Raw genomic sequence first — 25,700 nt, 5'->3', positions numbered from 1 at the left:
AGTAGAATCATGAGCAAATCGCGTTCTTATTATTATCCACTGGCTGTTATAGCATCATTGTTTTTTGTGTTCGGCTTTTTGACATGGATAAGTGGCATATTGATTCCGTATTTTCAGATTTGTTTGCAACTGAGTAATGTGGAGGCTTCGCTTGTTGCTTTCGCTATTTATATTGCATATTTTACATTTTCGTTACCTTCTGCGAAAATACTTCAATGGGCAGGTTACAAGAAGGGGATGGCGTTAGGGCTTGTTATCATGGCTGTAGGTACGCTGATATTTATACCTGCGGCCTATTTGCGTGCTTTTCCATTATTTCTAATCGGATTATTTGTGACCGGTAGCGGTACCACATTGTTGCAGGCGGCGGTAAACCCGTATGTAGCCGTTATCGGCCCAATCGAAAGTACGGCACAACGTATTGGTTTTATGGGGTTAGCAAATAAATTAGCTGGTATAATTTGCATCACGTTGTTAGGGTCTGTATTTTTATTGGACGCAGACAGTATTATCACACAGATCGAAGGCGCAGATGCTGGGGCCGTAACTGCCATACTAGATGACTATGTGCTAAAGGTGGTGAAGCCATATATAATTATCACGTCGGTGCTCCTATTGCTGGCGGTACTGGTATATTTTTCACGTCTGCCTGAGGTGAACGAGTCAGATAGTGAGCAAACAAAAGAATTGTCGAATATCGGGTCGCAAAAATCAACTGTTTTCCAATATCCTCATTTGTTGTTGGGTGTACTCTGCCTTTTTGTATCTACCGCTTGCGAAGGCTTACCTATTGACGGAATCATTATTTATAGCCGTGCCTTGGGCATACCTATCGAAGAAGGACGAGTCTATATCCAGTATTCATTGTATGCGATGTTACTTGGATATATTGCTAGTGTTGTTTTGATTCCGAAATATTTGACCCAACAAGGAGGAATGTTGCTGTGTGCAGTATTAGGACTTATTCTGAGTTTGGCTTCATTTTATACGGAGGGTGTTGTTTCAATCTACCTACTTATCTTCACTGCTTTTGGTGCAGCCATGCTTTGGGGGTTGATATGGGGCTTATCGTTGCGGGGTCTAGGGAGGTATACCAAAATCGGCTCAGCTATCTTGTTAATGGCAGTGGTAGGCGGGGGCATCTTCCCACTGATTTTTGGCAGATTGATTGATGTGAACACAACTTATCCTCAAGTATCGGTATTGTTATTGGTGCCTTGTTATCTTATTTTATTGTTTTATGCGGTATGGGGCCATAAGTATACCAGTTGGTCACGAAATAGATAGTAGATCGTTAGGTGAAATATATTTCTTATGAAACACGTTAAAAATCGATTTTTAGTATTATTTACCCTATCAGTGCTTTCCGTTGGAAATCAGGCGGTGGCGAGTGATAAGAATCCTATTCTTCCCGTTCCCCAGTATATTCAGTTCGGTGAGGGGACATTGTCAATCTCACAACTGTCGATAGGCTTTGAAAAATCCCCATCGGAGGAAGATATCTTTACAGCTAATGAACTTATTCGCATGATCCGTGAGGAATGCGGTGTTGAAATAGCATTAAATGAAAAGTCAATTTCCTCTGCAAATCTTATCTTCAAAAAGCTCGCGGACGCTCCGTCTACGCCCCAGTTAGACGAGAAAGTAGGGCGAGACTCGAGAGAAGCATACCAAATAGCTATCACGCCAACGGGGATTTTGATAACTGCAAAATCATCAACAGGATTGTATTATGCTGTACAAACACTTCGGCAGATGGTAGTGGGTGAAGACGAATTGGCCTATTTCCCTGTCGCTACCGTTGAAGATTGGCCTATAATGGCGTATCGGGGGTTTATGATGGACATGACACATATGCAGTTTCCAACAGTTGATGAGATAAAGCGGCAGTTGGATTTTTTGGCATTATGGAAAACTAATCAATATTATTTCTATTCTGAAACAAATATTGAACTAGAAGGTTACCCCTTGTTGATTCCGAATGCTCGTTTTTCGACAGAGCAAATGGAGGACATTATTGCTTACGCCGAGGAGCGTCATATCGATATCGTCCCTAATCTGAATTTGTACGGTCATCTTCATGATTTTTTTAAATATGAACACTATGCGGACCTCGCTGCAACCCCTTACGGAAGAGAGTTCAGTGCCACAGACCCTCGCGTTAACGCTATCGTATCGGATTGGGTAAAGCAGTTTGCTGAGCTTTTTCCGAGTCCTTTTTTTCATATTGGGTTTGACGAAACTTGGTTGATCGAGTTGGAAGCAAAAAGGGTAGGAAGTACCGTCGAAGATGTTTATTTGAAGATGTTGGAGCGGACAGCAAGTATGGTTGAAGCGAAAGGTAAAAAGGTAATGCTGTATGCAGATATGCTTCAGAAGTACCCAAATGCAATTTCAAATAAACTTAGTAATAACATCTTGGTGGCTTGGCACTACAGCCCATTAAAAGAAGAAGCGTATCGTGAATTTTTGGAACCATTTAAACAGTTCGAGGTACCCATATTCGTCCAATCAGCCACGTTGAATTGGAAGTTTTTGTATCCCGCGACAAGTGTTTCATTTCGTAATCACCGCTTATTGTTGAATGAAGGGATGAAGTATGGAGCACGAGGATTTATTAATTCTGGTTGGACGGATGATTCGCAGGTATTGATGCGCTCTTCTCGGCCAGATATGGCATACGGTTCATCGGTTGCTTGGAATAATGTGGAGATAGGTGAAAGTGATTTTTTTAATAGGTATACAACTATTTTATACCCTGCTGTTTTATCCGATATTGTCAAGCAAGCTCATTTGGAGTTGTCGAAAGCAGATAGATTAACAAGAAGCGCACTGGGATCAACCACAAATGCGCTATGGGATAATCCATTTTCGGAAAAGTCACTTGAAATAGTACGAAACCATAAAGATAAACTCAAATCGGCAAGACTGGCTAGTGAAGAAGCACAAATTCTTTTGAGACAAGCGCTGCCACATCAAGTAGATTCTACAACGCTATTTGCTATGCTCACGGGAGCAAGAGAACTGGATATGCTAACGATGAGGTATCTTTTTGCTGGGAGGATTAGTGACATCCACGAAAAGTATCAAGAAAAAAGAGATCCTACAGAATTCAGGAGGGTGCTGGCAGAAGCAACCGCATTTTTCTCATCACTGACAGTAGATATGTTTGATGTCATTGTCGAGACGAAAGAAATGTTCCGGGAGGCTTGGTTAAACGAATATACCACCTATCGGTTGGGAATTCCGATGTCCAAATTTGACCGAGAGCTTGATTTTTGGTTCCGGATTCAAAATCGTTTAAAGACATTGGTGGAGATTCCCGGCGATGAAAGGCTTCCCCCTTTGTCTGAATTGCTTGATATGGACTAGCGGATAAGATTATGAACGTAAAGGAACTACTCAGCTTAAAAGATAAGGTCATTCTCGTTACCGGTGGTTCGGGGAAGTATGGTCAATGCATTTTGGAAGGTTTGGGGGAAGCCGATGCTACGGTAATCACGACGTCGCGACGGTTGGAGAGCGCTGAAGCAACAGCCGAAACATTTCGATCCAGAGGTTTTGACGTCCATGCGATTACCGTAGATCAAGCTCGACCAGTTACAGTGTATGCCTTAAAAATGGAAATCACTGAGCGATTCGGCAAGCTCGACGGTTTTATTAATAATGCGGTTTCACGTCCTATGGTTGGGTACGACGCTCCATTGGAACAGTTCGCCGAATCCATGCAGGACAATGCCACAGGGATGTTCCACTTGCTTCGCGAAATGACCAGTTTAATTGCTAGATCAGGGGGGGGGAGTGTTATCAACATCGCCTCAATGATGGGGATGAAAGGCCCGGATTTGTCCAATTATGAAGGTACCGAAATGGGCGATCCACCCCCGGATTATTTCTTTCACAATGCAGGCCTCATCAACCTGACACGTTACATGGCAAGGATACATGCGGGAAAAAATGTTCGCTTCAACTGCATCAGCCCGGGCGGTCTATTCAATAATCAACCCGAACAATTTCTAAAAAACTATTGTAAGAAAGTTCCCATGGGTCGGATGGCCAACCCTGATGATATCAAAGGGCTGGTTGTGCTACTCGCCTCGGAAGCGGGTGCTTACATCAACGGAGAGAATATTTTAATGGACGGTGGGTTGAATGCTTGATCACCGCGGTGATTAATGAAAAAAATCCCATGTTTATCCCTATGAATAGATATACTGTTGCCTCAAGCGGCTTTTTTTTGTTGTTTTCTTCCTTGTTTTATTTTTCTCCAAAGCGCTACCGACCATGGTAAAATACTAACACAATCCCGAAACCAGCCACTAAAAACCGTTTCTACGGGTGCGGCATTTACCACCCATCCAAAAACCCCGGAGTTAATCGGGGTTTAATGCTTGTTGACTTATGCCGATTGCAACTCCAGGGTTTTTCGGTATTCACTCGGTGACATCCCCTTCAGCCGCTTGAACTGCCTATTGAAATTAGCCAAATTGTTAAACCCACATTCATAAGCGATGTTCACCACGTTTTCATCGCTATCAGCCAATAATTTGCATACATGGCCAATACGGATAGTGTTGAGGTATTCCACAAACGTCATCCGGTAGTGTTCTTTGAAAAAGTTGCAGAACGTGGTCGTGGCCATGTTAGCCTCGGATGCGACTTCATTGAGTGATATTTCGTGTTGGAAATTCCGTAGAATATAATCGGTGATCTTGCTGAACCGATCCGAATAATAGCCTTGTGTATGTTGCATATAACTAGGGCTGGCCAGTGGCTGGTATTCCGAACTATGGGTGAGGATGTCAAATATGGTAAAAAGCGAAGAAAGTCGCCTCAATCCGCTTTCGCCGATCATGCCATTGATCCGTCGATTGATCTCTTTCTTGGTTTTTCCGGTAATGACCAACCCTCGTTTTGACAAATCAAGTACTTTTTTTAACGGTTCCAATTCCGGAAGGCTGAGAAAGTTCTTGCCCAGGAAATCTTCTACGAAATGGACGACCACCGCACTGGCTTCTTCCTTGGCTTGGCCTTGTACATAAGCCGCATCGTTGACCCATACGTGAGGAAGCGCCGGACCCATAAACACCAGGTCGCCTTCATCAAAATAACCGATATGGTCACCCACCATGCGCCTGCCGGTACTCCTATTTACCAATACAAATTCGTATTCTGGATGGTAATGCCAAGGACAGGGAAAATAGGTGCCACGCTCTGTAAATACAATAAACGATTTGTCAAACTCCTTGGGCAGACGGTATTCTACAGCTTTCATAATGCGGATCAATAAAGTTAGTGGTGCTAAATTACACCTAAGGGGGCGATAATCCAAATGAAAAGCGCATACGCCGTAAAATCGTATCAACAATGCATAAAATTGTAATAGCTATAGTGATTGTCGCTACCATGAGTAGCCAATCAGGCATGTCCCTACCCAAAGAGCCAATTTTATCATCGAGACAATGAAAATAGAAACAACTGTGATTTCAGCCGTGTGAATCTTGAAGCACGTAATTCTTGACACTGGAGCCACTGTTGTATATTGAAGATTTGGTGCTGGAGCTTGAATAACATCAGTGCCGCGAGAGAAAGTTTCAATCGAACCATATTTTTTTTACTTTTGAATCATTGATTAAATAACCAAGATGCCTTTTAGAATTATATTACCGTATATTGTTTTCATTGTTTTCTTTTTCAAAGGCATCGTAGTTTTTGGTCAACTGGGCAATGCAAACGGAAGTCATGCAGCTGGAATCCGCAAAGTAAAGGACATCGTTATCTATGAAGATCCAAAATTCTATGCCACATTTCCTTCTGTAGTTCAAATGCGGAACGGCACGTTTTTACTGGCTTTTCGCCGTGCTCCCGAACGTAGAAACTACGGCGAGCCGGGGTACAACCACATCGATCCGAACAGCTACTTGGTTGCGGTTCGTTCAGAAGACGGGATAACCTGGACAGCCGAGCCGGAACTGATTTACGCGCATCCCTTTGGTGGGTCACAAGATCCTTGTTTACTGAAATTAAGCGACGGTACACTGCTCTGCACGAGCTACGGTTGGGCACCCGTTAGGGAGGAAGCGTTGGATTCCTTAAAGAAGCCCTTCTTTTATGCTGGCGGAGCCGTTTTTTTGGGTGGCTATGTCCTTCGATCAGAAGATGATGGAAAAAGCTGGCAAGGCCCCATTGATCCCCCGCATATCCCGAATGAAATCAATCATGATGTGTTTAGAAACCCCCTGCCGGCATACAACCGGGGAGCGCTTTTTGAAGGGAAAGATGGTCGCGTCTTCTGGGTAGTGGCGGCAACAGACTCCAATTCTCCATGGAAGACATCTAATTACTTGTTGATGTCTGACGATAAAGGGCTTACCTGGTCTTATGCGGCTACCGTTGCCAGGGATGATAAAGTGGCCTTCAATGAAGCTTCCATATATGAAACACCAAAAGGTGACTTGGTCGTTTTTCACCGAACGGCTAACCTTGATGACTATACGTGCATTACGCGCTCATCGGATGGAGGTAGGACGTTTGGAAAATGGGAAAACATGGGTTTTAAGGGGCATCCGCTGCAAGCATTGAAGCTGCCGGATGATCGGGTTTTGTTGGTTTACGGTTATCGGCATAAGCCTTATGGCATACGTGCCCGCGTGCTCAATGCCGAATGCACAGACTTTATGACGGCACCTGAGATCATATTAAGGGAAGATGGTGGGAGTGTAGATATTGGCTATCCTTGGTCTGTACAAATTGACAACAAACATGTTCTGGTCACGTACTACCTCAATCACAACAATGGTACGAGGTTTATTGCCGGCACCCTGCTGGAAATAGACTAGGCTACCTAAAGGATGGGAATATGAAGATTATCGAACAGCGATTTAAGGTTATGATAAATCTTTCATTGTTTTTCAAGAAAGGGAACGATTTTTTCATTACCAAGGGCACTATCATCCCGAGTATGAACTGGTACTTATAACCCAGAGTACAGGCAGACGCATGGTAGGCAATCACATTGGCTATTTTGACGAAGGAGATCTGGTATTTATGGGGCCATCGCTGCCTCAGGTATGGGTAACGATGAAACGTATATCAACGGCGAGAACATCCTGATGGATGGTGGATTAGATGCGTAATTAAAGCCAAGGAGAATGAAAGGTAAAGTTGCAATAATCACAGGCGGAGCCAGCGGGATTGGATTAGCGATCAGCAATGCACTAGCCGAAGCTGGAGCTACCGTATGTCTGGCCGACCTCAATGGCGCACAGGCCGCTGCGGAAGCTGCCCGATTGAATGATCGGGGTTTCAATGCACTCGGTATAGCGTGCGACGTGACCGCCGAAACGAATCTCTCGGCTACGATCCAAGAGACGACCGATCGATTCGGCCGATTGGATATTTTGGTGAATAATGCCGGTATGCAGCATGTATCGGCGATCGAAGCCTTTCCTTCAGAAAAGTTCGAACTGCTGATTAAGATCATGTTGACGGCGCCATTTTATGCGATTAAACATGCATTTCCAATCATGAAAGCACAAGGTTTTGGTCGGATTATTAATATGGCATCTATTAATGGGCTGGTAGGGTTTGCCGGAAAGGCGGCGTACAATAGCGCCAAGCATGGTGTCATCGGGCTTACAAAAGTTACGGCGTTGGAAGGCGCATCCCACGGTATAACCGCAAACGCAGTTTGCCCGGGATATGTAGACACCCCTTTAGTTCGAAATCAATTAGGCGATATCGCCAAGCAGCGGAATGTCGATCTCGAACGTGTCTTGGAAGAAGTTATCTACCCGATGGTCCCGCAACGGCGTTTGCTTGATGTTCGTGAAGTTGCAGATTATGTGGTCTTTTTAGCCGGTGATCAGGCGAAGGGAATCACCGGTCAGGCCGTAGTGATTGACGGCGGATATACAGCCCAGTAAAATAGGTTGCGTATTTTCGTGGGTGATTCGTCAGAAAAGTAGTAGTATTGTGCTACCTGTTTAAACTTAACGATCTTATGAATACGAGCGAAATAGAAGTTGGAGTCGTTGGATTGGGCCTAATGGGTACAAGCATCTCGGCGTGCCTTCTGATGGCGGGACATCCCGTAAACGCGGTAGCCCCCATTCCCTTAGATTTGAAAAATGCTGCAGAACGAATCAGAAAACATTTGGAACGCTCCTATCAGGAAGGTATTTGCAAGGAAAAGGCTGAAGTGTACTTAAAAAGCCTGATGATCACGGAAGACTATGGGTGTTTGGCGAGTTGCCGATTGGTAATCGAATGTACCCTGGAAAATGAAGCTATTAAACGAAGTGTGTATGAAAAAGTTGAACGGTATATTGCTAAGGACGCTATCCTTGCCAGTAATACATCGGCCATTCCCATCAGCGATTTGCAAAAGCTGACGAGTGTGCCACAGCGTTTTTTAGGTTTGCATTGGGCTGAACCATCACATACGACCCGTTTTCTCGAAATTATTTGTGGCGACGAGAGTGATGTCTCCCGAGGTGAATACCTCTACGAGCTGGCACACTGTTGGAACAAGGAGCCAACCTTGGTTCGGAAAGACATCCGTGGATTCATCACGAATCGACTGATGTACGCGATGTATCGCGAGGCTTTTTTTCTCGTGGAAAACGGCTATGCTACCATCGAGGATGTAGACCGTGCCTGCCGCAATAATCCGGGGTATTGGATGACCTTGGTGGGTGTATTTCGATGGATGGATCTCACCGGCGTTGACGCCTATGGCAACGTCATGAAGGATTTGTTTCCGACACTTAGCAATCTCACAGAGGTGCCAGAACTGATGAAAGATCTCATGGAAAAAGGTAGCAGAGGCGTCGCCAACGAGAAAGGTTTTTATGACTATACGCCGGAAGAAGCCCGGATGTGGGAAGAAACATTCGCCGCCTTCAGCTACGAAATACGGGAACTGGCATTGAAATACCCGGCTGACGTCGTCAAAAAGAAATTAGAATCGGCAAAAAAATAAACAGTCATGTTACTGGTCGACGCCCACCTGGATCTAGCAATGAATGCCCTGGAATGGAATAGGGATTTGAGGAAACCTGTGCAGGTTATACGGCAACGCGAAGCGGGGCTTAATGACAAGCCCGATCGCGGCAAGGGGACCGTGTCGCTGCCGGAACTCAGAAAAGGGGAAATCGGGCTGGTGGTTGCTACTCAAATTGCGCGATACGTAGCACCGAGGAGCCCATTGAGTGGTTGGAATTCACCTGAGCAAGCTTGGGCTCAAACACAGGGGCAGTTAGCCTGGTATCGAGCCATGGAAGCAGCTGGCGAAATGGTGCAGATCGCGAATGTTGCTGCACTTGAAACGCATATGTCGTTATGGAGCGACAAATCCATGGCTAACGAAGATAAACCTATTGGATATATTCTTAGCTTAGAAGGGGCTGATTCGCTAATCGATCTCTCGTATTTGGAAAGGGCTTATGCCTATGGCCTACGGGCCGTTGGGCCTGCGCATTATGGTGACGGGCGATACGCACCCGGAACAGGCGCGTCTGGACCGCTTAAGGCGGCCGGTAAGGAATTACTTCGCGAAATGGATCAGCTAAACATGATCCTGGACGTTACTCATCTCACTGATGAGGGGTTTCGACAAGCCCTCGATATTTTTCAGGGCCCCGTCTGGGCGAGCCACCATAATTGCCGGACGCTCGTTAGGCATCAACGACAGCTCACAGACGATCAAATCCGAGAACTCATTCGCCGAGATGCGGTCATTGGAGGCGTTTTTGATGCGTGGATGCTATATAATCATTGGGAAAGGGGAATTTCGGATCCCGTGACAACAGGCGTCCGCTTGGCCCATATTGTCGATCATTTCGACCACATCTGTGACTTGGCAGGGAACGCTCATCACATTGCAATTGGCAGTGACTTGGATGGTGGGTATGGCACGGAGCAATCTCCATATGACCTCGACGACATTACGGGGTTGCAACGGCTAACCGATATATTGGCGACACGTGGTTACTCCGAGGCTGATATTCAGCGGATTTTTCACGGAAACTGGCTGAGGTTCCTACGTAAGAACCTGCCAGCATAGCATACCTGGGGGGTAGCACGTAGCCGTCGCGCTCGAATGTTTCTTTGATCGTTTTTCTGTCTATACCGGATGTTATTCTAAATACAATAAACGATTTGTCAAACTCCTTGGGCAGACGGTATTCTACAGCTTTCATAATGCCGATCAATAAGTTAGTGATGCTAATTTACTGTTTTCTGTTGGTCAAAGCAATGGCTGTTATGTATAACCGAAAAATAGTACTACAATTCGAAAATATAGTAATGTAACAATTGTGGATTCCCCGCGATTATTTTTCTTTACGGTTCTTTGCGGCTCTCGCTTTCAATCCAAACAGCGGTCTCAAGAATCGTGTCCGCCGGATAACCAGTTCATACAGTAGGAAACTACCGGCTATGGTAAATAACAAGACCAACCCAAATTGAATCGGCGCTGCAATATCGAGCGGAAAGATGAGCATGGATCCCCAATACAGAAATGCCATGTGTAAAATATAAACGGGGTACGCAGCCTGACTTAAGTAATGCAATGCCCGACTGGCGCGATTGAGGTATCGGTAACCAAGTGCGAAGATGGCCATTATCCAGCAATTGGACTCGACGGATAACAAATAATTGGGTGCCATCGGCTGGAAAAGCAGAAGCCGCAAAATGAAAAGACCCGCGGCAGTCACGAGAAACAACCAACGCCAACGAACCAATAGGTTCCAGAACGAGCTGCCACACCACACAAAGAGAAAGCCAAAGAAAAAAGCTAGTAAACCCAGGAAAAAGCCATGCCACGTCGTCGCATATAGTTCAAATGGCACTGGTTTTAAAATAACCACTTCCACGATGAATAACGCGAACATGGGCAACAAGCCCAGCGGCGTACGCAATACCCTGGCAACCCAGTGGGCGAGTTGCCGACCCTCCTGACGTTTTAAATAGTAGAAAATAGGTGATAGGATAACCACATAACAAAATAGGTTGCCCAGAAACCAGAGATGTCCCGGCCCTGGAACGTAGCTCATGTCTATTTGATAGTACCGCTGCCAAAGGGATATGTGGATGGGTACAATAGCCACCATGCCGAACGCGAAGGGGAGTAGGATACGCTGGGCTCGCTCCTTTACGAGTTGCACCCAGCTCCTACGTTGGAGGGCGAAGTAAACTCCCATACCGGATACGAAGAATAGCAGGGGTATACGCCAAACGTTTAGCATGGTCATGGGTATCCATAGCGATTGCCAGGGCTGGTCATTGCCGATAAACCCAATCATAACGCCCCATGGTTGAAAGCCGATGGCCACGTGATACACTAAGAGCAGACCTATGGCAATAACCCTGATCCAATCGATATCGTATCGGCGCTCCATTATTGCAACATGTTGGCGATTTCGGGCCGGACAGCTTCGAGATAGACGTAGTCGAGTTTTAGCCCCATCGGTGCCAATGCTTTGCCCATCATGTCATACGTGCTTTTTACCTCATTAAATGGCAGGATAACTGTATCGTAAGCCGTTGCACCGTATTTGTTTTTGATGGTCTTGTCTGCACCTGCATCGAGTAACAACTGGACGATTTCTGGCCGCCCAAAGAAAGCTGCACTGATGAGTGCTGTGGAGCCGTCGTTGTTACGGAAGTTGAGATCGGCGCCGGCCTCGATGAGGATCTTTGCAAGGTCTGCCTTGCCGAATACGGCTGCCGTAATTAATGGACTCGACCCGCCGAAGGGATCCTTGGCGTTGATATCCGTGCCGGCGGCGATGTGTTGGCGAATGGCGTCCACGTTGCCGGTGACTACGGCGGTATGGATGTCTACTTGCGGCACTTCTGCTGTACCGTTGCTTGGTTGGTCGGCCTGCCGCGACGAATTTCCCTCGCCGGCGCAGGATGTAGTGATGGCAATACAAACCACCAGTAGCCATCTGGCGATTTGGTAAAACGGATTGATGTGTTGGACGTTCATCATGTTAATGATTTTAAATGATACAATAAGTGTTTGATCTTGATATAGCAAAGGTCTGTAACCTTCGAAGACCTGGAAATGAGTTATGCGGAAAAATGTGTCAAGTTTGGTGGAGTGAATGAAAATTATGACGCGTTAATATAAATTATGATGCAAATACGTATGCAACAGCTATCTTTGCTTATCTAGAATCCAATTAAATGTCCGTGTCTGATGCTAATTCCATAAACAGTGATTTCCTTTCCCAGGTTACCGCTGTAATCATGGAAAATGTGTCGGACGAAAGGTTTGGCGTATCCGAACTTGCCGGAAAGATGCACATGAGCCGGTCCAATCTGCTCCGCCGGATTAGACAAGCCACCCGTCAATCCGCGAGCCAGTTCATCCGCGAAATCCGATTAAAACGAGGTATGGAGTTACTGGGTGGTGCCGGATATACAGTTTCCGAAGTGGCCCATCAGGTGGGATTCAGCAGCACATCCTATTTTATCAAGTGTTTCCGTGAATACTACGGGTATCCGCCAGGTGGAGTAGGGAAAAGGGTGGGAAAGGAAGAGCTGCCGTCGGCCGAGATACCTGCCAAGCGGAGGATCAATCGTTGGCTTTTGGTTGCCTTGGCCGCGGCGATGATCATCGCGCTCGGAATTACCATTTATTGGACTGCTCGCTCCGTCTCGCCTACACCGATCGAAAAATCCATCGCCGTACTGCCTTTCAAGAACGATAGCAGTGACTCGGCCAACGTTTATTTGATCAACGGGTTGATGGAATCGACCTTAAACCACTTGCAGCAGATTAAAGACCTTCGGGTGGTAAGCCGTACTTCTGCCGAAAAATATCGGCACGCAACCCTGTCTATTCCGGAAATGGCTGACGAGCTCCAGGTGAACTATGTTGTGGAGGGAAGTGGCCAAAAGGTCGGCAACCGCATATTACTCAACATCCAATTGATAGATGCACAGCACGACAGCCATTTATGGGCGCGGCAGTATGAACGGGAAATAACGGACATCTTTCAACTGCAACAGGAGATCGCCAAGGATATTGCCAAAGAGGTGCAAGCGATCGTAACATGGGAAGAGCAAAAACGAATAGAACAGATACCGACAACCGACTTAGCCGCTTATGACCTGTTTCTGCAGGCAACGGAATTGATGCGACAGGGCGGGCGGACAAATTTGGAAGCCGCTATCGTGCTTCTAGGAAAAGCGATAGCGCGCGATGACGAGTTTGCACTCGCATACGCAGTGACAGCGATAGCCTATTATTACCTTGACGCCTTTCAACAGGAGCGCCAATACGGAGATTCTATTGGCGCATATGCTGACAAGTCGGTGCTTTACGGTCCTTCGTCAGCGGAATGCTTGTTTGCCAAGGGACTATATTATGTCAACCAAAAAGCATATGAATCGGCCATTCCGTATTTGGAAAAAGCACTGGAGTACAAGCCGAACTCACCGCTGATCATTCATTTCCTCTCGGATTTTTACAATTGGTATGTTCCCAATACGGCCAAGTACCTGGAATATGCACTTCAGGGAGTCCGTTTAGATCCGGCAGCGCACGATAGTGCCACCGCTAGTATGAACTACCTGCACTTGAGTAATGCGTTGGTCCAAACCGGCTTCATAGACGAGTCTCTCCAGTATATTGAGCAATCAATTGCTTATAATCCGCACAATCCGTACGCATCGTGGCTGAAAGCCGTCGTGGTTTACGCTAAATACCGAGAATCCGCTAAGGCAGAAAAATTACTGTTGGCCGAATTTGCGAAGGATTCGACCCAATTACATATCCTACAGGAGCTCGGGAAACTTTATTTCCATACGGGAGATGATAAGGCTGCTTTTCGTTATTACGAACGATTTTTTCAATTGCGTGATGCACAGCAGTTGGATCTTTTTCATACGGTCGACCTGGACATGGCGATACTGTGGTCCAAGCAGGGCAATCGAGAGAAATCCGAATACCATTTTGCACGTTTCAAGACCTTTGCGGATAATGATCAATCCATTTACAGACATATGCATCTGGCGTTGTATGATGCCTACCAGGGTAATGCCTCCAGCATGATCGGCCACCTTCGCTTATTTTCAAAAGAAGACAATTACCAGTATTGGATTCTGTTGTTTAAAGATGATATTATGGTGGCACGATTCAAGGATAACCCCGCGTTCAAAGCCGTGTTCGATGTCATCGAAACTAAATTTTGGAACAAGAACAAGCAGGTCAGGAAGACACTGGAAGAGAAAGGGTTGCTGTAATTGCAACCAGCTAATGATCGTATACAAAGAACGTATGGAGATAAAGGAAATAAAATGGGGCATTATCGGTGTCGGCGATGTAACTGAAGTAAAAAGCGGCCCAGCTTTCCAAAAAGTGGAACATTCGCAGTTGGTGGCCGTTATGCGTAGAGATGCAGCCAAAGCGAGAGACTACGCGGAAAGGCACCGTGTACCCACCTGGTATTCCGATGCGCAGCAGCTCATTGACGATCCGCGGGTAAACGCCATCTATGTTGCTACACCGCCGGATACCCATGCCTATTATGCTGCCGCAGCCCTAAAGGCAGGAAAACCTGTTTATCTTGAGAAGCCGATGACATTGGGTCGGTTGCAGGCAAAAGAACTCCTGCATACGCAGCAAGCATGCAGTGGAAAGCTTACTGTGGCACACTACCGTAGGGAGCAGCCGTATTTCAAAAAGGTAAAGGAATTGATCGACGAGCATATCGGCACGCCTCGGGTTGTCAATCTGAGGTTTTATCAGCAGCCACTGTCGGCCGAAACCCTGCAATCGCCTGGTATGCTATGGCGGCTCAATCCGGAACAATCCGGCGGCGGCTTATTTCACGATTTAGCCCCGCACCAGATTGACCTGATGCGTCATTTTTTTGGTAATGTCGTATGGAGCAAAGGCATTGCGCACAACCAAGCAAAATTGTATGCGGCTGCTGACGCCGTGTCTGGACAGATCTTATTTGAGAACGATGTGCTTTTTAGCGGTCAGTGGGCATTTAATGTCGCTGAAAATCGTGATGTATGCGAGATAATCGGTTCGGCAGGACGGATCTCATTCTCCGTATTCACCTACCAGCCGATAGAACTGGTAAACGAACACGGCGTTCAGCATTTTGACTTCGAACCCTTACCACACGTGCAGCAACCCATGATTGAAGCCGTTGTTTCTTACTTCCGTGGTTTGGGGCCAAATCCTTGTAGCGCTCAGGAAGGGTACGAGGTCATGACCATATTAGATAATTTTGTGACCCCGAGCTGCCCATAGGATAAACTGTTTAAAGAAATAGCAAAGGTAAACAGATTTGCGAATGTTATCAAACTTAACGACATTCGCCCAACAGCTAGTTAAACGATTTATATATGCCAAATCCATGGACAGGGGTAGGTAACCCCTATACGAAGCAAGAAGTCAGGGAGCGTCTGAAAAAGACTATCACGAATAAGAAAGCCATCATCGCTGCCGGAGCGGGGACGGGTATCAGTGCCAAATTTATTGAGCGGGGCGGTGCCGACCTCATCATCATCTACAACTCCGGGCGTTTCCGTATGGCGGGGCATGGTTCTACCGCCGGGATGATGGCCTATGGTGATGCAAATGCAGAAGCGCTTGAAATAGGCGAATTTGAGGTATTGCCCGTGGTCCAGGAAGTGCCGGTTATCTGCGGTGTGCACGGGTCCGATCCCCGGCGCCGGATGTGGCATCACCTGTTGAAAATAAAGGATATGGGCTTTTCTGGTGTGAATAACTTTCCTACCCACTCCATTGTCGACGGGCATTTCCGGCAGGTATTGGAAGAAACAGGAATGGGCTTTGCGAAAGAAGTGGAAATGATCCGGTTGGCTACCAAAATGGATCTATTTTCCATTGTCTATGTTGCTACTCCGGAAGAAGCCAAGCAGATGGCGGATGCGGGAGCGGACGCCATTATTTCGCACGTAGGCACCACGGTAGGTGGTTCCATCGGCGTGGTGAATGCATCACGTAGTATGGATTTTTCGATTGAGCGGACCCAGGAAATCATCGAAGCCGGTCGGTCCGTTAATCCCGATATTTTCTTCCTCGCTCACGGCGGGCCGATCAATACACCGGAAGATGTCCGTCAGATACTGGATCAGACCGATGCACATGGCTTTGTCGGCGCGTCTTCGTTAGAAAGAATGGGCGTCGAAGAATCGTTGACCGAATTGACCCGTGCGTTTAAGGCCTTGCCACTGAGGTAGTACATTTTTTCAAGGAGATTCATTCACCGTTCCGATAGCGGCCTCGGTATCCGGTTGACGTCCGTTGTTGAAGACAAGTACATCGACCAATACCATGCCGATGCCTACCATGATGGATACATCGGCCATATTGAATATCCCGGTTTGTAACATCCCGGCCTTCAGATGAAGGAAATCGGTGACCGATCCGTGGATGATCCTATCGATTAAGTTGCCGGTACCGCCCCCAATGGCGAAGGCTAAGCCCCAAGTAAACCAGCGGCTGGGGCGCGATCTTTTGATCATAATGTGAAGGGCAAATCCGAGCGCGAAGATGGGCAATACGATAAGTAGGGCAACTTTCAGGGGCGGCCACCACGATTGCCCCATACTCAAGAAAGCGCCGGTATTTTCCACTTTGGTGAGTGTCAAATGGTTGGTAATAACCGTAATCTGTTCATTGGGGAGTATGGCGTTTCGCACAATAGATTTTGTGAACTGGTCGCAACCGATATTTGCGGATATTAATAACACACCAATGATAATGCTAAGCCGCCTGTGTTTTTTCATGTAATGGTTCATATGTCCGTCGTTGCAAGATACGGATTTTCCCATTCTTACTAGCATATGCGTATTTTATACAATCATCGGAGAATAGGCTCATCTGTTGATAAAATACGTGAGCATAAACTTATGCAGGCAGCGAAACAATGAAACTGGTGCCTGTTTTCCCGTCGCTCTCCATATCGATTGTGCCTCCGTGCGATTCAATGATGGTTTTGGTAAGGTATAATCCCAATCCGGTTGTAGGTTCCCCGGCTGTACCCTGTCGTTTGGCTTTTGTAAATTTATCAAATATATTCTCTCGCATCGATTCGGGTATGCCGATGCCCGTATCCCGTATAGTGATACACACCCGATTGTTGGCCGCTTCACTTGTAGATAGCATAATCATGCCTCCGGGATGGGTAAATTTGATACTATTCCAAAGTATATTGCCGATTGCCCGTTTTAATTTCAGCCGGTCAACCTTTACAGCTCGGTTGCTGCACAATTGTTTAGACAACACGAGTTGCTTATCTTTTAATTTGTCGGATAGCGAAGTCGTGCACTCATCCACCAGCTCGTCCAAATTTTCATCGAGAAGTGTAAGCTCTTCACTATGAGATTTCTCGGTGATGATGATGTCCTCTATGAGCACTTGTGCATAATCACAGGTCTCACTAAGTTTGTCGATGAGGTGTAGATGCTTATTTAATACAGGGTCGGCTCGCAATATTGTTCCAAGCATATCAATGGCAGCTATCGGACTTCGCAGATCATGCGCCGCCGCTAATAAGGCCAATTTTTGCTTTTCATGGTTCGTATGTAAATAAGAAAGGATGTCCGCTTGGTAAATTAAGCCATAGAAATTATCGTTGTAAATAACAGGAAGTACGATCTTGCCTGTCGTTTTCATCAGGCTCATCACTGCCGCGGTAGATTCCGTGCAAGATACGGTTGGACTGCCATGTAAACAATCGATCACCAGTTGATGTGGTTTCAAAGCCAAGTCTGAAGCGGTCAAAACATCGATAGGCCTATTTTCTTCTAAGACAACCACTGCAGGAGTAAGACGCAATAATTCCCTCGCGACGCATGCTCCTGCGTAGGCATCGATCGTCTCATAGTGCTTGGTTACCAGTGGTTTTATAGTCATAGCAAAGGCGTATATTCCGTTAACTATTGATGTTATTTATCGAAATCCGCACCTTCATGTCAACCTTTATTAATTCACCTTCGGATACATGTTCAAAAACGTGCCGTTGTAAGACCTGTATAAGGTGTTCAGCGGAAATTTTGGTAAGGAGCTTTCGATTGACAAAAATAGCCTCTACGTGTTCATGTTCTAGATTCGTATCCATCGTTTGAAATGTTCCGGGAGCAAGTAGATCCAACGACTTACCCAAACCACGTTTCCCCTGTGCTGATTTTTTTGCTAGGATCAACACATCATGGGATAACGGCAGCCGAAGCTCCTCAAAGCTGACGTCAATTCCATATGTTTTACCTGCATTCAAAGTGATATTCCTTTTTTAAAAGAACACGGCCAACGGTTCTCTGCCCATTAACTCGCGTAGTATTTCCCTTTTAAGCGGCTTTTTATTATAAGCAATTACTTGGGTGTATGATCTTGATTTTATTTCGTCGGCTACTTCTTCAGACGACGTATTCAAGATTACCCAGACATGCTCACCGTAAGATTTCTCGCACAGAAAATCCAGCACACCCCAACCATCCATTTCGGGCATATTGATATCAAGTAGTATCAATATTTTTTTGCCGGATGCAGCTTCTAGTTCTATGCGCTCAAGTGCGCTAGGACCGTCATAGCATATAATTGGTTCGTCCAATGGCCACACCGATTTAACCAGCGCCTTCTGTATCTTGCCTAGCATGACATCGTCGTCAACAATAAATACACTTAAATCCATATACCTTTTTGAAAAGTAAGCGCCGCCAGTATTTAAAGGCGGATTCATTCCATAAGCGAGGACAAAGGTATAAACGTGTAGTTATTAGGCAAACATAAACTGGTTGATAATCAGATATTGTAGCGAATTTCCGACAGGGGGCAATTTATAGGAATACCAGTCTAAGCTTGATGAGTGCTGGCGCCAAGTATGATAAGAAAGTGGCTTTTCTGGGTGTTTATTGTCGGTTTGGCAATGCCTTCAGTCTTATTTTGGCATTAAAACCATCTTACAATAGTTTAATGCGCAACACATACCCATCGTTTGTTACGTATAATGTTTTTTCATCGTCGGATAAAGCCACATTCGAGGTAGCCTCGTCCAGTTTTATCTTTCCCAGTACCTTTCCATTGCGATTGAATATCCATATGCCGCCGGGGCCGCTGGCGAATACAGTCCCGTTTTTATTGATTTTCAAGCCGTCGGGGAGGCCCTTCAATCCATCGCGTTCATTCGTGGCGCTGTAGAATAAAGTTGGGGTCGTCTGTGTATCACCGACTTCGAGCAGGTACCAATTGGCGGCATTTGGATCGGAACTGGCAACCAACATCTTTTGCTCGCCAGGGAAGAGCGCGATACCGTTGGGCCTTGTGATGCTGTCGGTCAATAATACGACCTTACCGTCCGTGTCGATTTTATAAACGCCGTTATAAGCGATCTCTTTAGTAGGATCTTCATCGTTTTGCAATGGTAGCCCATATGGCGGGTCGGTAAAAAACAGCTCACCTGCGCCGTTGTATACGGCGTCATTCGGGCTATTGAAACGCTTTCCGTCATAGTTGTCAGCCAAAGCGACGAATGTCGCTTCGGGTTGATTCAATGGAGCATCCATTCTCGCTAACTGCCGGTTGCCGTGCTGACAAAGTACCAAGTTTCCCTGGCCATCCAGTAACAAGCCATTGCTGCCCGGCTCTTTGCTATTGCTGGGAGCCGAGCCTGTATAACCGCTTGGTCGGAGGTAAATTTTGGCGCCATTTTTTTCGGTCCATTTGTAAACCGTGTTGGTCGGTACATCCGAAAACAATAGCATCTGTTCGCTTTCCACCCATAGTGGCCCTTCGCTCCACTCATAACCTTCGGCAATGATTTCGGCGGTTGTGCCGATGTCAATAATGGCATCCAGTGCCGGGTCGATACGCTCGATACTGCCCGTGGTTTTGTAGGTCATCTGTTGCGTTTGCTGGGTATTATTGCAGGCCAATGCCATGGTCAATACAATTGGGCTAAAAATCAGTTTCATGTTTGTTGTGTTGAGTATACCGCTTGACGGCCTATCAGCATTGGCCGATAGTCAAACGTACGTAAAATATGTCGGATAATGAGTACCGTCTCAAAAAGCAAATCCGTTTCAGCCGGACTTTAGAGCAAATCCCTCCGCACCGCATCGGAGTGACCCGACTCAAGCCTCTAACCCAAAAGGCATAGCATACGCTTGGCAGTAGAATGCAACTATTACTTTGTATTACTAAAAAAATACCCGATATTTGGGGTAGTCGAGCCGATGCCTCCATACCTGCCCAATCTCCACTTCACGTTTGTCTCTGCTTCGTGCCAGCCGGGTACCTCGTTTGTGCCTGCTTCGGAGTGAGTCCAAGGTGAGTCCGAGGTGAGTCCGAGATGAGTCCACCTTTTTACAGAAAAAACATGGACTCACCTTGGACTCAGGATAGACTTAACCTAATCTCATAGCGAAGCATATACGAAGTTGGTACGGACGAAAGATAGAGGAAGTACGGAAGGATATGACGGCCTGCGCCGGGGTAGACCGAGTGGCCACTGCAGTTTTACGAAGGACCGGAAAAGAAATTGATTTTCCAAATTTGGCACAAGCTTTTATAAATAGCTTCGCAACTGTTTGGAATGCACCCTTTTGCACCCATGGAATAGGGTATCGATCGATTTTGGTATCTTTACAGCAATTTGTATATCCTGTGCTTTGGATGGAATGGCTGTTAGGACAGCGATTCTGAGCTCGACCGCGAAAGTGAACTTGTGGTGTATAGATTGTCGTAAATGGCAAAAAGTTCATGGGGCGTGGGTACGGGACAGATTTTGAAAATAGCTAGTGAATATTGTGGATACAATAGAACAGAAGAGAGCAGTGCTGTTTGACTTGGATGGCACCCTCATAGATTCGGAATGGTTTTATTACAAGGCTTGGAAGGCAGTGTTGGCAACTTACGGCTTTACGCTTGGTAGTGATTTGTGGCTGAGTGAGTTGGCTGGTAAAACTGATAGCCAGGCATTTGAAGTACTGCGTAGCAGATACGGTTTTCAAGCTGATAAGAGCGAGGTTTTTGAGCGGGCACGCAAGCGTATTGCTCAGCAGCTCGATGAGGAAGCCGTACCGTTAATGCCGGGGAGCGCCGATCTGATCAATTTTTTGCATCAGCGGAAAGTTACCATGGCGGTAGTAACATCCAGTAAACGGGAAGTGGCGACTTATCATCTGGAGCGTAATGGGTTGCGGCACTTTTTTGACGTGTTAGTTTCCCGTACGGAAGTCGTGCATCCAAAGCCAGACCCCGAGCCATATCGTCGGTGTGTGCAGCAGCTCGGCCTGCCACCCAAGGATTGCCTCGTATTGGAAGACTCGTTTACCGGTGCCACGGCAGCAAAGGCTGCTGGCTTAACCTGTTTTGGGGTGCAACCCCATGAATCAATACGGCAGGTGCTTGTGGTGGATCGGTCTTTTGATAATTTGCATGAAGTACGTGAATTTTTGGAAAATCAATGGACGGAACTGAATTAGTCATTCACTCCGGGGGTCGGGCTTGAGTGGCATTTTGCCGCAACGGATGATTTCCAGTGATGCGTAGCCGAATTCTACCACCACGCTGCCCTCCAAGAGGTATAGGCCCGCGCCGCGAAGTGGATACTGTTTCAGCGTCTGTGGAAAGTGTACGGTGTCGATAAAGTCGCCGCGGGCATCGAGAAATGTACCCAGTTTCATGAGATCTCCACGTTTGGTCCTCAAGGTTTTGTCAAGCACAAAGTCGCCTACCATACGCACCATCCGGCCTTCATATTGCGATAGCTCCGAGGCTATTACATCACCCCGGTAAGCGCTCCGGGCCAGATCAAATAGTGTGCCCGATACGACAAAGCCTATAAGCTCTAGCTCATCATAACGGTCTTCCTCAACTGAAGTCTCCAGCTTGGGTAGCACGGGCTTGCGGATTGCACTTTCGAACAGTGCCGGACCGGATAGCGATGTTTTGTTGCCCGATAGCAATAGATGAGCTTCCCACAGTAACTCTTTCTTACCCACGCCGGTAAAGCGCAACGCACCAACGCGGATTAATAGGACAAGCTGTTCCAACTTTGCATTTGTGCGCAGCACGAAATCTTCCAGCCCTTTGTAATTGCCGTTGAATTGCCGCTCCTGGGAAATCCGCCGGGCCAGCTTTTCCTCAAGATTTAATAAGCAGTCAAACCCCAGGAAAATATCCTTGGCGTAGATGGCTGTTTTGAACACGCTGCGGTTTACACACGGCAGGTTAATAGTCGCTCCTGCCCGCCGAGCTTCATTTACGTACACCTTGCGGTCGTAAAAACCACCGTAATTATTGAGCACCGCTACCATAAACTCGTGAGGGAAATAGGTTTTCAGGTATAGGCTCTGGTAGCTTTCCACGGCGAAGGAAGCGGAATGTGCTTTGTTGAATGAAAACCCTGCAAAGCTCTCCAGCTGTCGCCAGATTTCTCGACTCACCCGCTCGTCATAGCCCTTGGCCCGGCAATTGGCGAAATATTTATGCTCAATTTCCACGAGTTGGTCCCTGTTGCGGGATCGACCACTCATCATCCGACGCAGCACATCTGCATCGGCCATGTCCAGTCCGCCATACGCATTGGCGATTTTCATCACATCCTCCTGGTAAACCATTACGCCGTGGGTTTCCTCCAATTGCGCGCGGAATATTGGGTGGAGATATTCTACCGAAGCCGGGTTGTGATGGCGCTTGATGTATTCGGCCATCATGCCCGAAGAAGCCACACCTGGCCGGATTACGGACGATGCTGCCACCAACGTTAGGTAATCGTCGCATCGTAATTTGGTGATCAGTTGGCGCATACCCGGAGACTCGATGTAAAAACATCCAATGGTGTCTGCGTTCCTGAGTGCTGTAGCGATCTTCGGATCGGTGAAAAATCGCCGTGGGTCAGTGGTAGCGATCACTTGTCCGGTATTGCGTTTTACGATTTCCCGACATTCCTTGATGTGGCCGATGCCGCGTTGGGAGAGGATGTCGAATTTCTCAAAACCGATTTCTTCTGCTGTATACATATCGAATTGTACGGTGGGCCGTCCCTTCGGTGGGTAGTCCATAGCCGAATAATAGGTGAGTGGCAGTTCCGAAATCAGTACGCCGCTGGCATGGATGGTACGCTGATTGGGGAAATCCGCCATGCGGTTGTATACACCGAGGATGGTATCCGTCACCTCATTCTTGTTGAGCATGTGCTCCGGCTCATTCACCAAGCGGTCGATATCGCCTTTTGGTAGCCCGTATACCTTGCCGAGCTCGCGCAGGATACTGCGGCTACGGAATGTGCTCATCGCTCCCATCAGCGCCGTGCAGCCCGTTTGGTGATGATCAAAGATGTAGTCATATACAGCATCCCGCTCGTCCCACGAAAAGTCGATGTCGAAATCAGGCGGAGATTTTCGCTTCGGGTTGAGAAACCGCTCAAATGGCAGTCGCAGTGCGATGGGATCGACATCAGTAATGCCCAGGCAATAGGCTACCGCACTGTTGGCACCGCTTCCGCGACCGACGTAGTGGAAGTTACAACCCCGTGCATAGCGGCAGATGTCATTTGTGATGAGGAAGTAGCTGGAGAATTGTTGTTTTTCGATGACTTCCAATTCCCGTGCTATACGTTCCCGTGCTGCATGATCCCGCTTGCCATAACGCTTATCTAAACCTTCGATGGCATATTGATGCAGCAGTAGCCGGTCGTCATGACGGCTTTCCGTGAATGTTTGTTTGTTCTTGACCGTCGTAAAATCGAAATCAAATATACAGCCGCCCAGCAATCGTTCGGTATTTTGAATCAGGATCGGGAAGTCACGGTAGCACTCCATCAATTTCAACTTGGACACGAAGACTTCATCTCTTTGAGCCACCATATACGGTTCCAGTTGTGAGAAGAGGATGTTGCGGTCTATGGCCCTAAGCTGGCAGTGTAATTTGTAGTCATCCGGACCAAAGGTCACCGGTGCAAGGATGACATACCGCCCGAAGTTTGCCGTAGGCTCCATACGGATCAGGTTTCGTTCGGTCGGGCGGATGCCCACGTATTCAAAATCCCGCAGCACGCCCAGTGGAACCGCCTTGTACGGATACACAATGTACACATCGGCTAATTCTGGTGCTCGGTCAGGTAATGGCCTGCCGTCGCGGTTGTAGGCTGTGCGCAGCTCGTTCAGTGCACGGAACCCCGCGTTATTGCGTGCGATACCGATATAAAGTAGCCGGTCGTCATTGCGAAACTCCATGCCCATCAGGATATGTAACCCCGCATTGCGGCCGCGGCGCATGAAATCGAGCGAACCGCTCGAATTGTTGATGTCTGTAAGTAAAGCTGTGTCATAACCTCCCTGCAACATCCCGGTTATAAGATCTTCGGGCGATAATGTACCATAGCGGAGGCTATAATAGCTATGCACGTTCAGCAGCACGATACCCTCCTTGCTTTCCGGCTACGTCAGGTAAGCAGATCCCTTTCAGGATATATTGTTCACCATAACGAATCCTTATCTTGTCCATCGCCTGCATCAAGCTGATCTCTTCCAGCGTGTCGTTAAACAGATCGACCTGGTAGGCACCATAGATCAGGCTGGAGAACTTCACACCAATAAGCCTGATGAGCATCCGTCTGCTGTACAGTTTTTTGAAAAGCACCGTCACATGCTCAGCAACCACCCGGTCGGAATTGGTATACGGAATCCGTAGTTGTTGGGTATGCGTGTCGAAATTCGAGTACCGGATTTTCAGGGTGATGCAGCCAGTCAGTTTTTTCTCCTTGCGTAGCTCAAAAGCCAGTGTATCCACCATACCTACCAGTATGCGGCGCAATACTCCTACATCAATGGTGTCGTGTTGAAAGGTGGTTTCCTTGCTCATCGATTTCTGTTCACGGAATGGTACCACCGGGCTATCATCCAGTCCGTTGGCTTTTCGCCAGATGGTCACGCCGTTTTCGCCGAGCACCCTACGCATGGTAAAGGATTCCATCTCCTGCACGGTACGGATGCGATGGATGCCCATATTGCGTAGCAGTGTATACGACTTCTCGCCTACCATTGGTATTCTACGGACCGATAGCGGAGCCAAAAATGGTTTCTCGGTGCCGCCCTCCACCAAACGTTCTCCACAGGGTTTTGCCTCGCCCGTGGCGATTTTCGATACCGTCTTATTCGCTGATAACCCAAAGGAAATGGGTAATCCGGTTTCCCGCATGATCTGTTGACGCAATTCCTGCGTCCATCTCCAGCAGCCGAAGAAGCGATCCATGCCCGATAGGTCTAAGTAATGTTCGTCTATGGACGCTTTCTCCACCACAGGCGTCGACGCTTCAATGATTTCGGTCACGGTGTTGGAGTATCTCGAATACAGATCGTGGTCACCGCGCACCACCACCGCTTCGGGGCAAAGCCGAAGAGCCAGCCGCATAGGCATAGCAGAATGGACACCGTATCGCCGTGCCTCGTAACTGCAAGATGCAACAACGCCGCGGTCACTGCTACCTCCGATGAGTACGGGTTTGCCCGCCAACTTATTGTTTAGGAGCCGCTCTACCGAGACGAAGAAAGTATCCAAATCACAATGTACTACGTGTCGTTCCATATTTTTAACGAAGGTATCGTAATCAATATACAAGAATACGAATTGCTAATTATATTAGCAAATAAAAATCTTGGCGATATGCAAAGTGTTTCATTTTCAACAGTAGAAAATTGTC

21 protein-coding genes are annotated in these 25,700 nt (G+C 47.1%); 11 read left to right on the top strand and 10 right to left on the bottom strand.

Annotated elements, in window-relative coordinates:
* Positions 1-9: 9 nt before the first annotated feature.
* From gluP to IEV98_RS00370, 3 genes are read left to right on the top strand one after another with little or no spacing between them, the layout of a single operon-like run.
* A complete protein-coding gene (gluP, locus tag IEV98_RS00380; RefSeq protein ID WP_188503969.1) occupies positions 10-1,287 on the top strand; it encodes a glucose/galactose MFS transporter in 1,278 nt (425 codons plus the stop codon).
* Between the two features lie 27 nt (positions 1,288-1,314).
* Positions 1,315-3,372, top strand: coding sequence for a family 20 glycosylhydrolase (locus IEV98_RS00375; RefSeq protein ID WP_188503968.1), 2,058 nt, complete (start codon positions 1,315-1,317; stop codon positions 3,370-3,372).
* Between the two features lie 11 nt (positions 3,373-3,383).
* Positions 3,384-4,160, top strand: coding sequence for an SDR family oxidoreductase (locus tag IEV98_RS00370; RefSeq protein WP_188503967.1), 777 nt, complete (start codon positions 3,384-3,386; stop codon positions 4,158-4,160).
* 239 nt (positions 4,161-4,399) lie between these two features.
* Here the strand turns inward: IEV98_RS00370 and IEV98_RS00365 are convergent, their stop codons facing one another.
* Entirely contained in the window at positions 4,400-5,275 is an 876-nt protein-coding gene (locus IEV98_RS00365) for an AraC family transcriptional regulator (RefSeq protein WP_188503966.1), read from the bottom strand.
* Between the two features lie 370 nt (positions 5,276-5,645).
* Between IEV98_RS00365 and IEV98_RS00360 the strand changes: the two genes are divergently transcribed.
* From IEV98_RS00360 to IEV98_RS00345, 4 genes are all read left to right on the top strand, one after another.
* On the top strand, positions 5,646-6,839 hold the full coding sequence (locus IEV98_RS00360; RefSeq protein ID WP_188503965.1) for a sialidase family protein: 1,194 nt from the start codon (positions 5,646-5,648) through the stop codon (positions 6,837-6,839).
* A gap of 312 nt (positions 6,840-7,151) precedes the next feature.
* Positions 7,152-7,925: a 3-hydroxybutyrate dehydrogenase gene (locus IEV98_RS00355; RefSeq protein WP_188503964.1), complete on the top strand. Its 774-nt coding sequence runs from the start codon at positions 7,152-7,154 to the stop codon at positions 7,923-7,925.
* A gap of 77 nt (positions 7,926-8,002) precedes the next feature.
* Positions 8,003-8,983 carry a 3-hydroxyacyl-CoA dehydrogenase family protein gene (locus tag IEV98_RS00350; protein ID WP_188503963.1) on the top strand — a complete coding sequence of 327 codons (981 nt, stop codon included), beginning with the start codon at positions 8,003-8,005 and terminating at the stop codon, positions 8,981-8,983.
* A gap of 6 nt (positions 8,984-8,989) precedes the next feature.
* Entirely contained in the window at positions 8,990-10,066 is a 1,077-nt protein-coding gene (locus tag IEV98_RS00345) for a dipeptidase (protein ID WP_188503962.1), read from the top strand.
* 268 nt (positions 10,067-10,334) lie between these two features.
* On the opposite strand, the gene IEV98_RS00340 is transcribed toward IEV98_RS00345, so the two are convergent.
* Both IEV98_RS00340 and IEV98_RS00335 read right to left on the bottom strand, forming a co-directional pair.
* On the bottom strand, positions 10,335-11,402 hold the full coding sequence (locus tag IEV98_RS00340; RefSeq protein ID WP_188503961.1) for an acyltransferase family protein: 1,068 nt from the start codon (positions 11,400-11,402) through the stop codon (positions 10,335-10,337).
* Entirely contained in the window at positions 11,402-11,998 is a 597-nt protein-coding gene (locus tag IEV98_RS00335) for an ankyrin repeat domain-containing protein (RefSeq protein ID WP_188503960.1), read from the bottom strand. The genes IEV98_RS00340 and IEV98_RS00335 overlap by 1 nt, the downstream gene beginning before the upstream one ends.
* Before the next feature lie 197 nt (positions 11,999-12,195).
* Between IEV98_RS00335 and IEV98_RS00330 the strand changes: the two genes are divergently transcribed.
* The 3 genes from IEV98_RS00330 (at position 12,196) to IEV98_RS00320 (ending at position 16,236) form a co-directional block, all read left to right on the top strand.
* Positions 12,196-14,259 carry a helix-turn-helix domain-containing protein gene (locus IEV98_RS00330; RefSeq protein WP_188503959.1) on the top strand — a complete coding sequence of 688 codons (2,064 nt, stop codon included), beginning with the start codon at positions 12,196-12,198 and terminating at the stop codon, positions 14,257-14,259.
* 13 nt (positions 14,260-14,272) lie between these two features.
* Positions 14,273-15,280 carry a Gfo/Idh/MocA family protein gene (locus IEV98_RS00325; protein ID WP_229738484.1) on the top strand — a complete coding sequence of 336 codons (1,008 nt, stop codon included), beginning with the start codon at positions 14,273-14,275 and terminating at the stop codon, positions 15,278-15,280.
* Between the two features lie 95 nt (positions 15,281-15,375).
* Positions 15,376-16,236, top strand: coding sequence for a phosphoenolpyruvate hydrolase family protein (locus IEV98_RS00320; protein WP_188503958.1), 861 nt, complete (start codon positions 15,376-15,378; stop codon positions 16,234-16,236).
* Between the two features lie 9 nt (positions 16,237-16,245).
* On the opposite strand, the gene lspA is transcribed toward IEV98_RS00320, so the two are convergent.
* The 5 genes from lspA to IEV98_RS00295 form a co-directional block, all read right to left on the bottom strand.
* Positions 16,246-16,785: a signal peptidase II gene (gene lspA / locus IEV98_RS00315; protein ID WP_188503957.1), complete on the bottom strand. Its 540-nt coding sequence runs from the start codon at positions 16,783-16,785 to the stop codon at positions 16,246-16,248.
* A 121-nt stretch (positions 16,786-16,906) separates the two neighbouring features.
* Entirely contained in the window at positions 16,907-17,914 is a 1,008-nt protein-coding gene (locus IEV98_RS00310; RefSeq protein ID WP_188503956.1) for a sensor histidine kinase, read from the bottom strand.
* Positions 17,915-17,933: 19 nt separating this feature from the next.
* Complete coding sequence (locus IEV98_RS00305; RefSeq protein WP_188503955.1) at positions 17,934-18,275, bottom strand: hypothetical protein; 342 nt, start codon at positions 18,273-18,275, stop codon at positions 17,934-17,936.
* Between the two features lie 15 nt (positions 18,276-18,290).
* The gene (locus tag IEV98_RS00300) at positions 18,291-18,689 is read right to left on the bottom strand and encodes a response regulator (RefSeq protein WP_229738483.1); all 399 of its coding nucleotides are present in this window, start codon (positions 18,687-18,689) and stop codon (positions 18,291-18,293) included.
* A gap of 268 nt (positions 18,690-18,957) precedes the next feature.
* Positions 18,958-19,968 carry an SMP-30/gluconolactonase/LRE family protein gene (locus tag IEV98_RS00295; RefSeq protein WP_229738482.1) on the bottom strand — a complete coding sequence of 337 codons (1,011 nt, stop codon included), beginning with the start codon at positions 19,966-19,968 and terminating at the stop codon, positions 18,958-18,960.
* A gap of 834 nt (positions 19,969-20,802) precedes the next feature.
* Here IEV98_RS00295 and IEV98_RS00290 point away from each other — a divergent pair.
* A complete protein-coding gene (locus IEV98_RS00290) occupies positions 20,803-21,480 on the top strand; it encodes an HAD family hydrolase (protein ID WP_188503953.1) in 678 nt (225 codons plus the stop codon).
* Here IEV98_RS00290 and IEV98_RS00285 read toward each other — a convergent pair whose 3' ends face one another.
* Positions 21,481-24,417, bottom strand: coding sequence for a helix-hairpin-helix domain-containing protein (locus IEV98_RS00285; protein ID WP_229738481.1), 2,937 nt, complete (start codon positions 24,415-24,417; stop codon positions 21,481-21,483).
* A complete protein-coding gene (dinB, locus tag IEV98_RS00280; RefSeq protein ID WP_188503952.1) occupies positions 24,398-25,585 on the bottom strand; it encodes a DNA polymerase IV in 1,188 nt (395 codons plus the stop codon). The genes IEV98_RS00285 and dinB overlap by 20 nt, the downstream gene beginning before the upstream one ends.
* Between the last annotated feature and the right edge of the window lie 115 nt (positions 25,586-25,700).

It is taken from the genome of Parapedobacter pyrenivorans (assembly GCF_014636865.1).
GTDB classification, from domain to species: Bacteria; Bacteroidota; Bacteroidia; order Sphingobacteriales; family Sphingobacteriaceae; genus Parapedobacter; species Parapedobacter pyrenivorans.
This window is presented reverse-complemented; position numbering and strand designations above follow the sequence as displayed.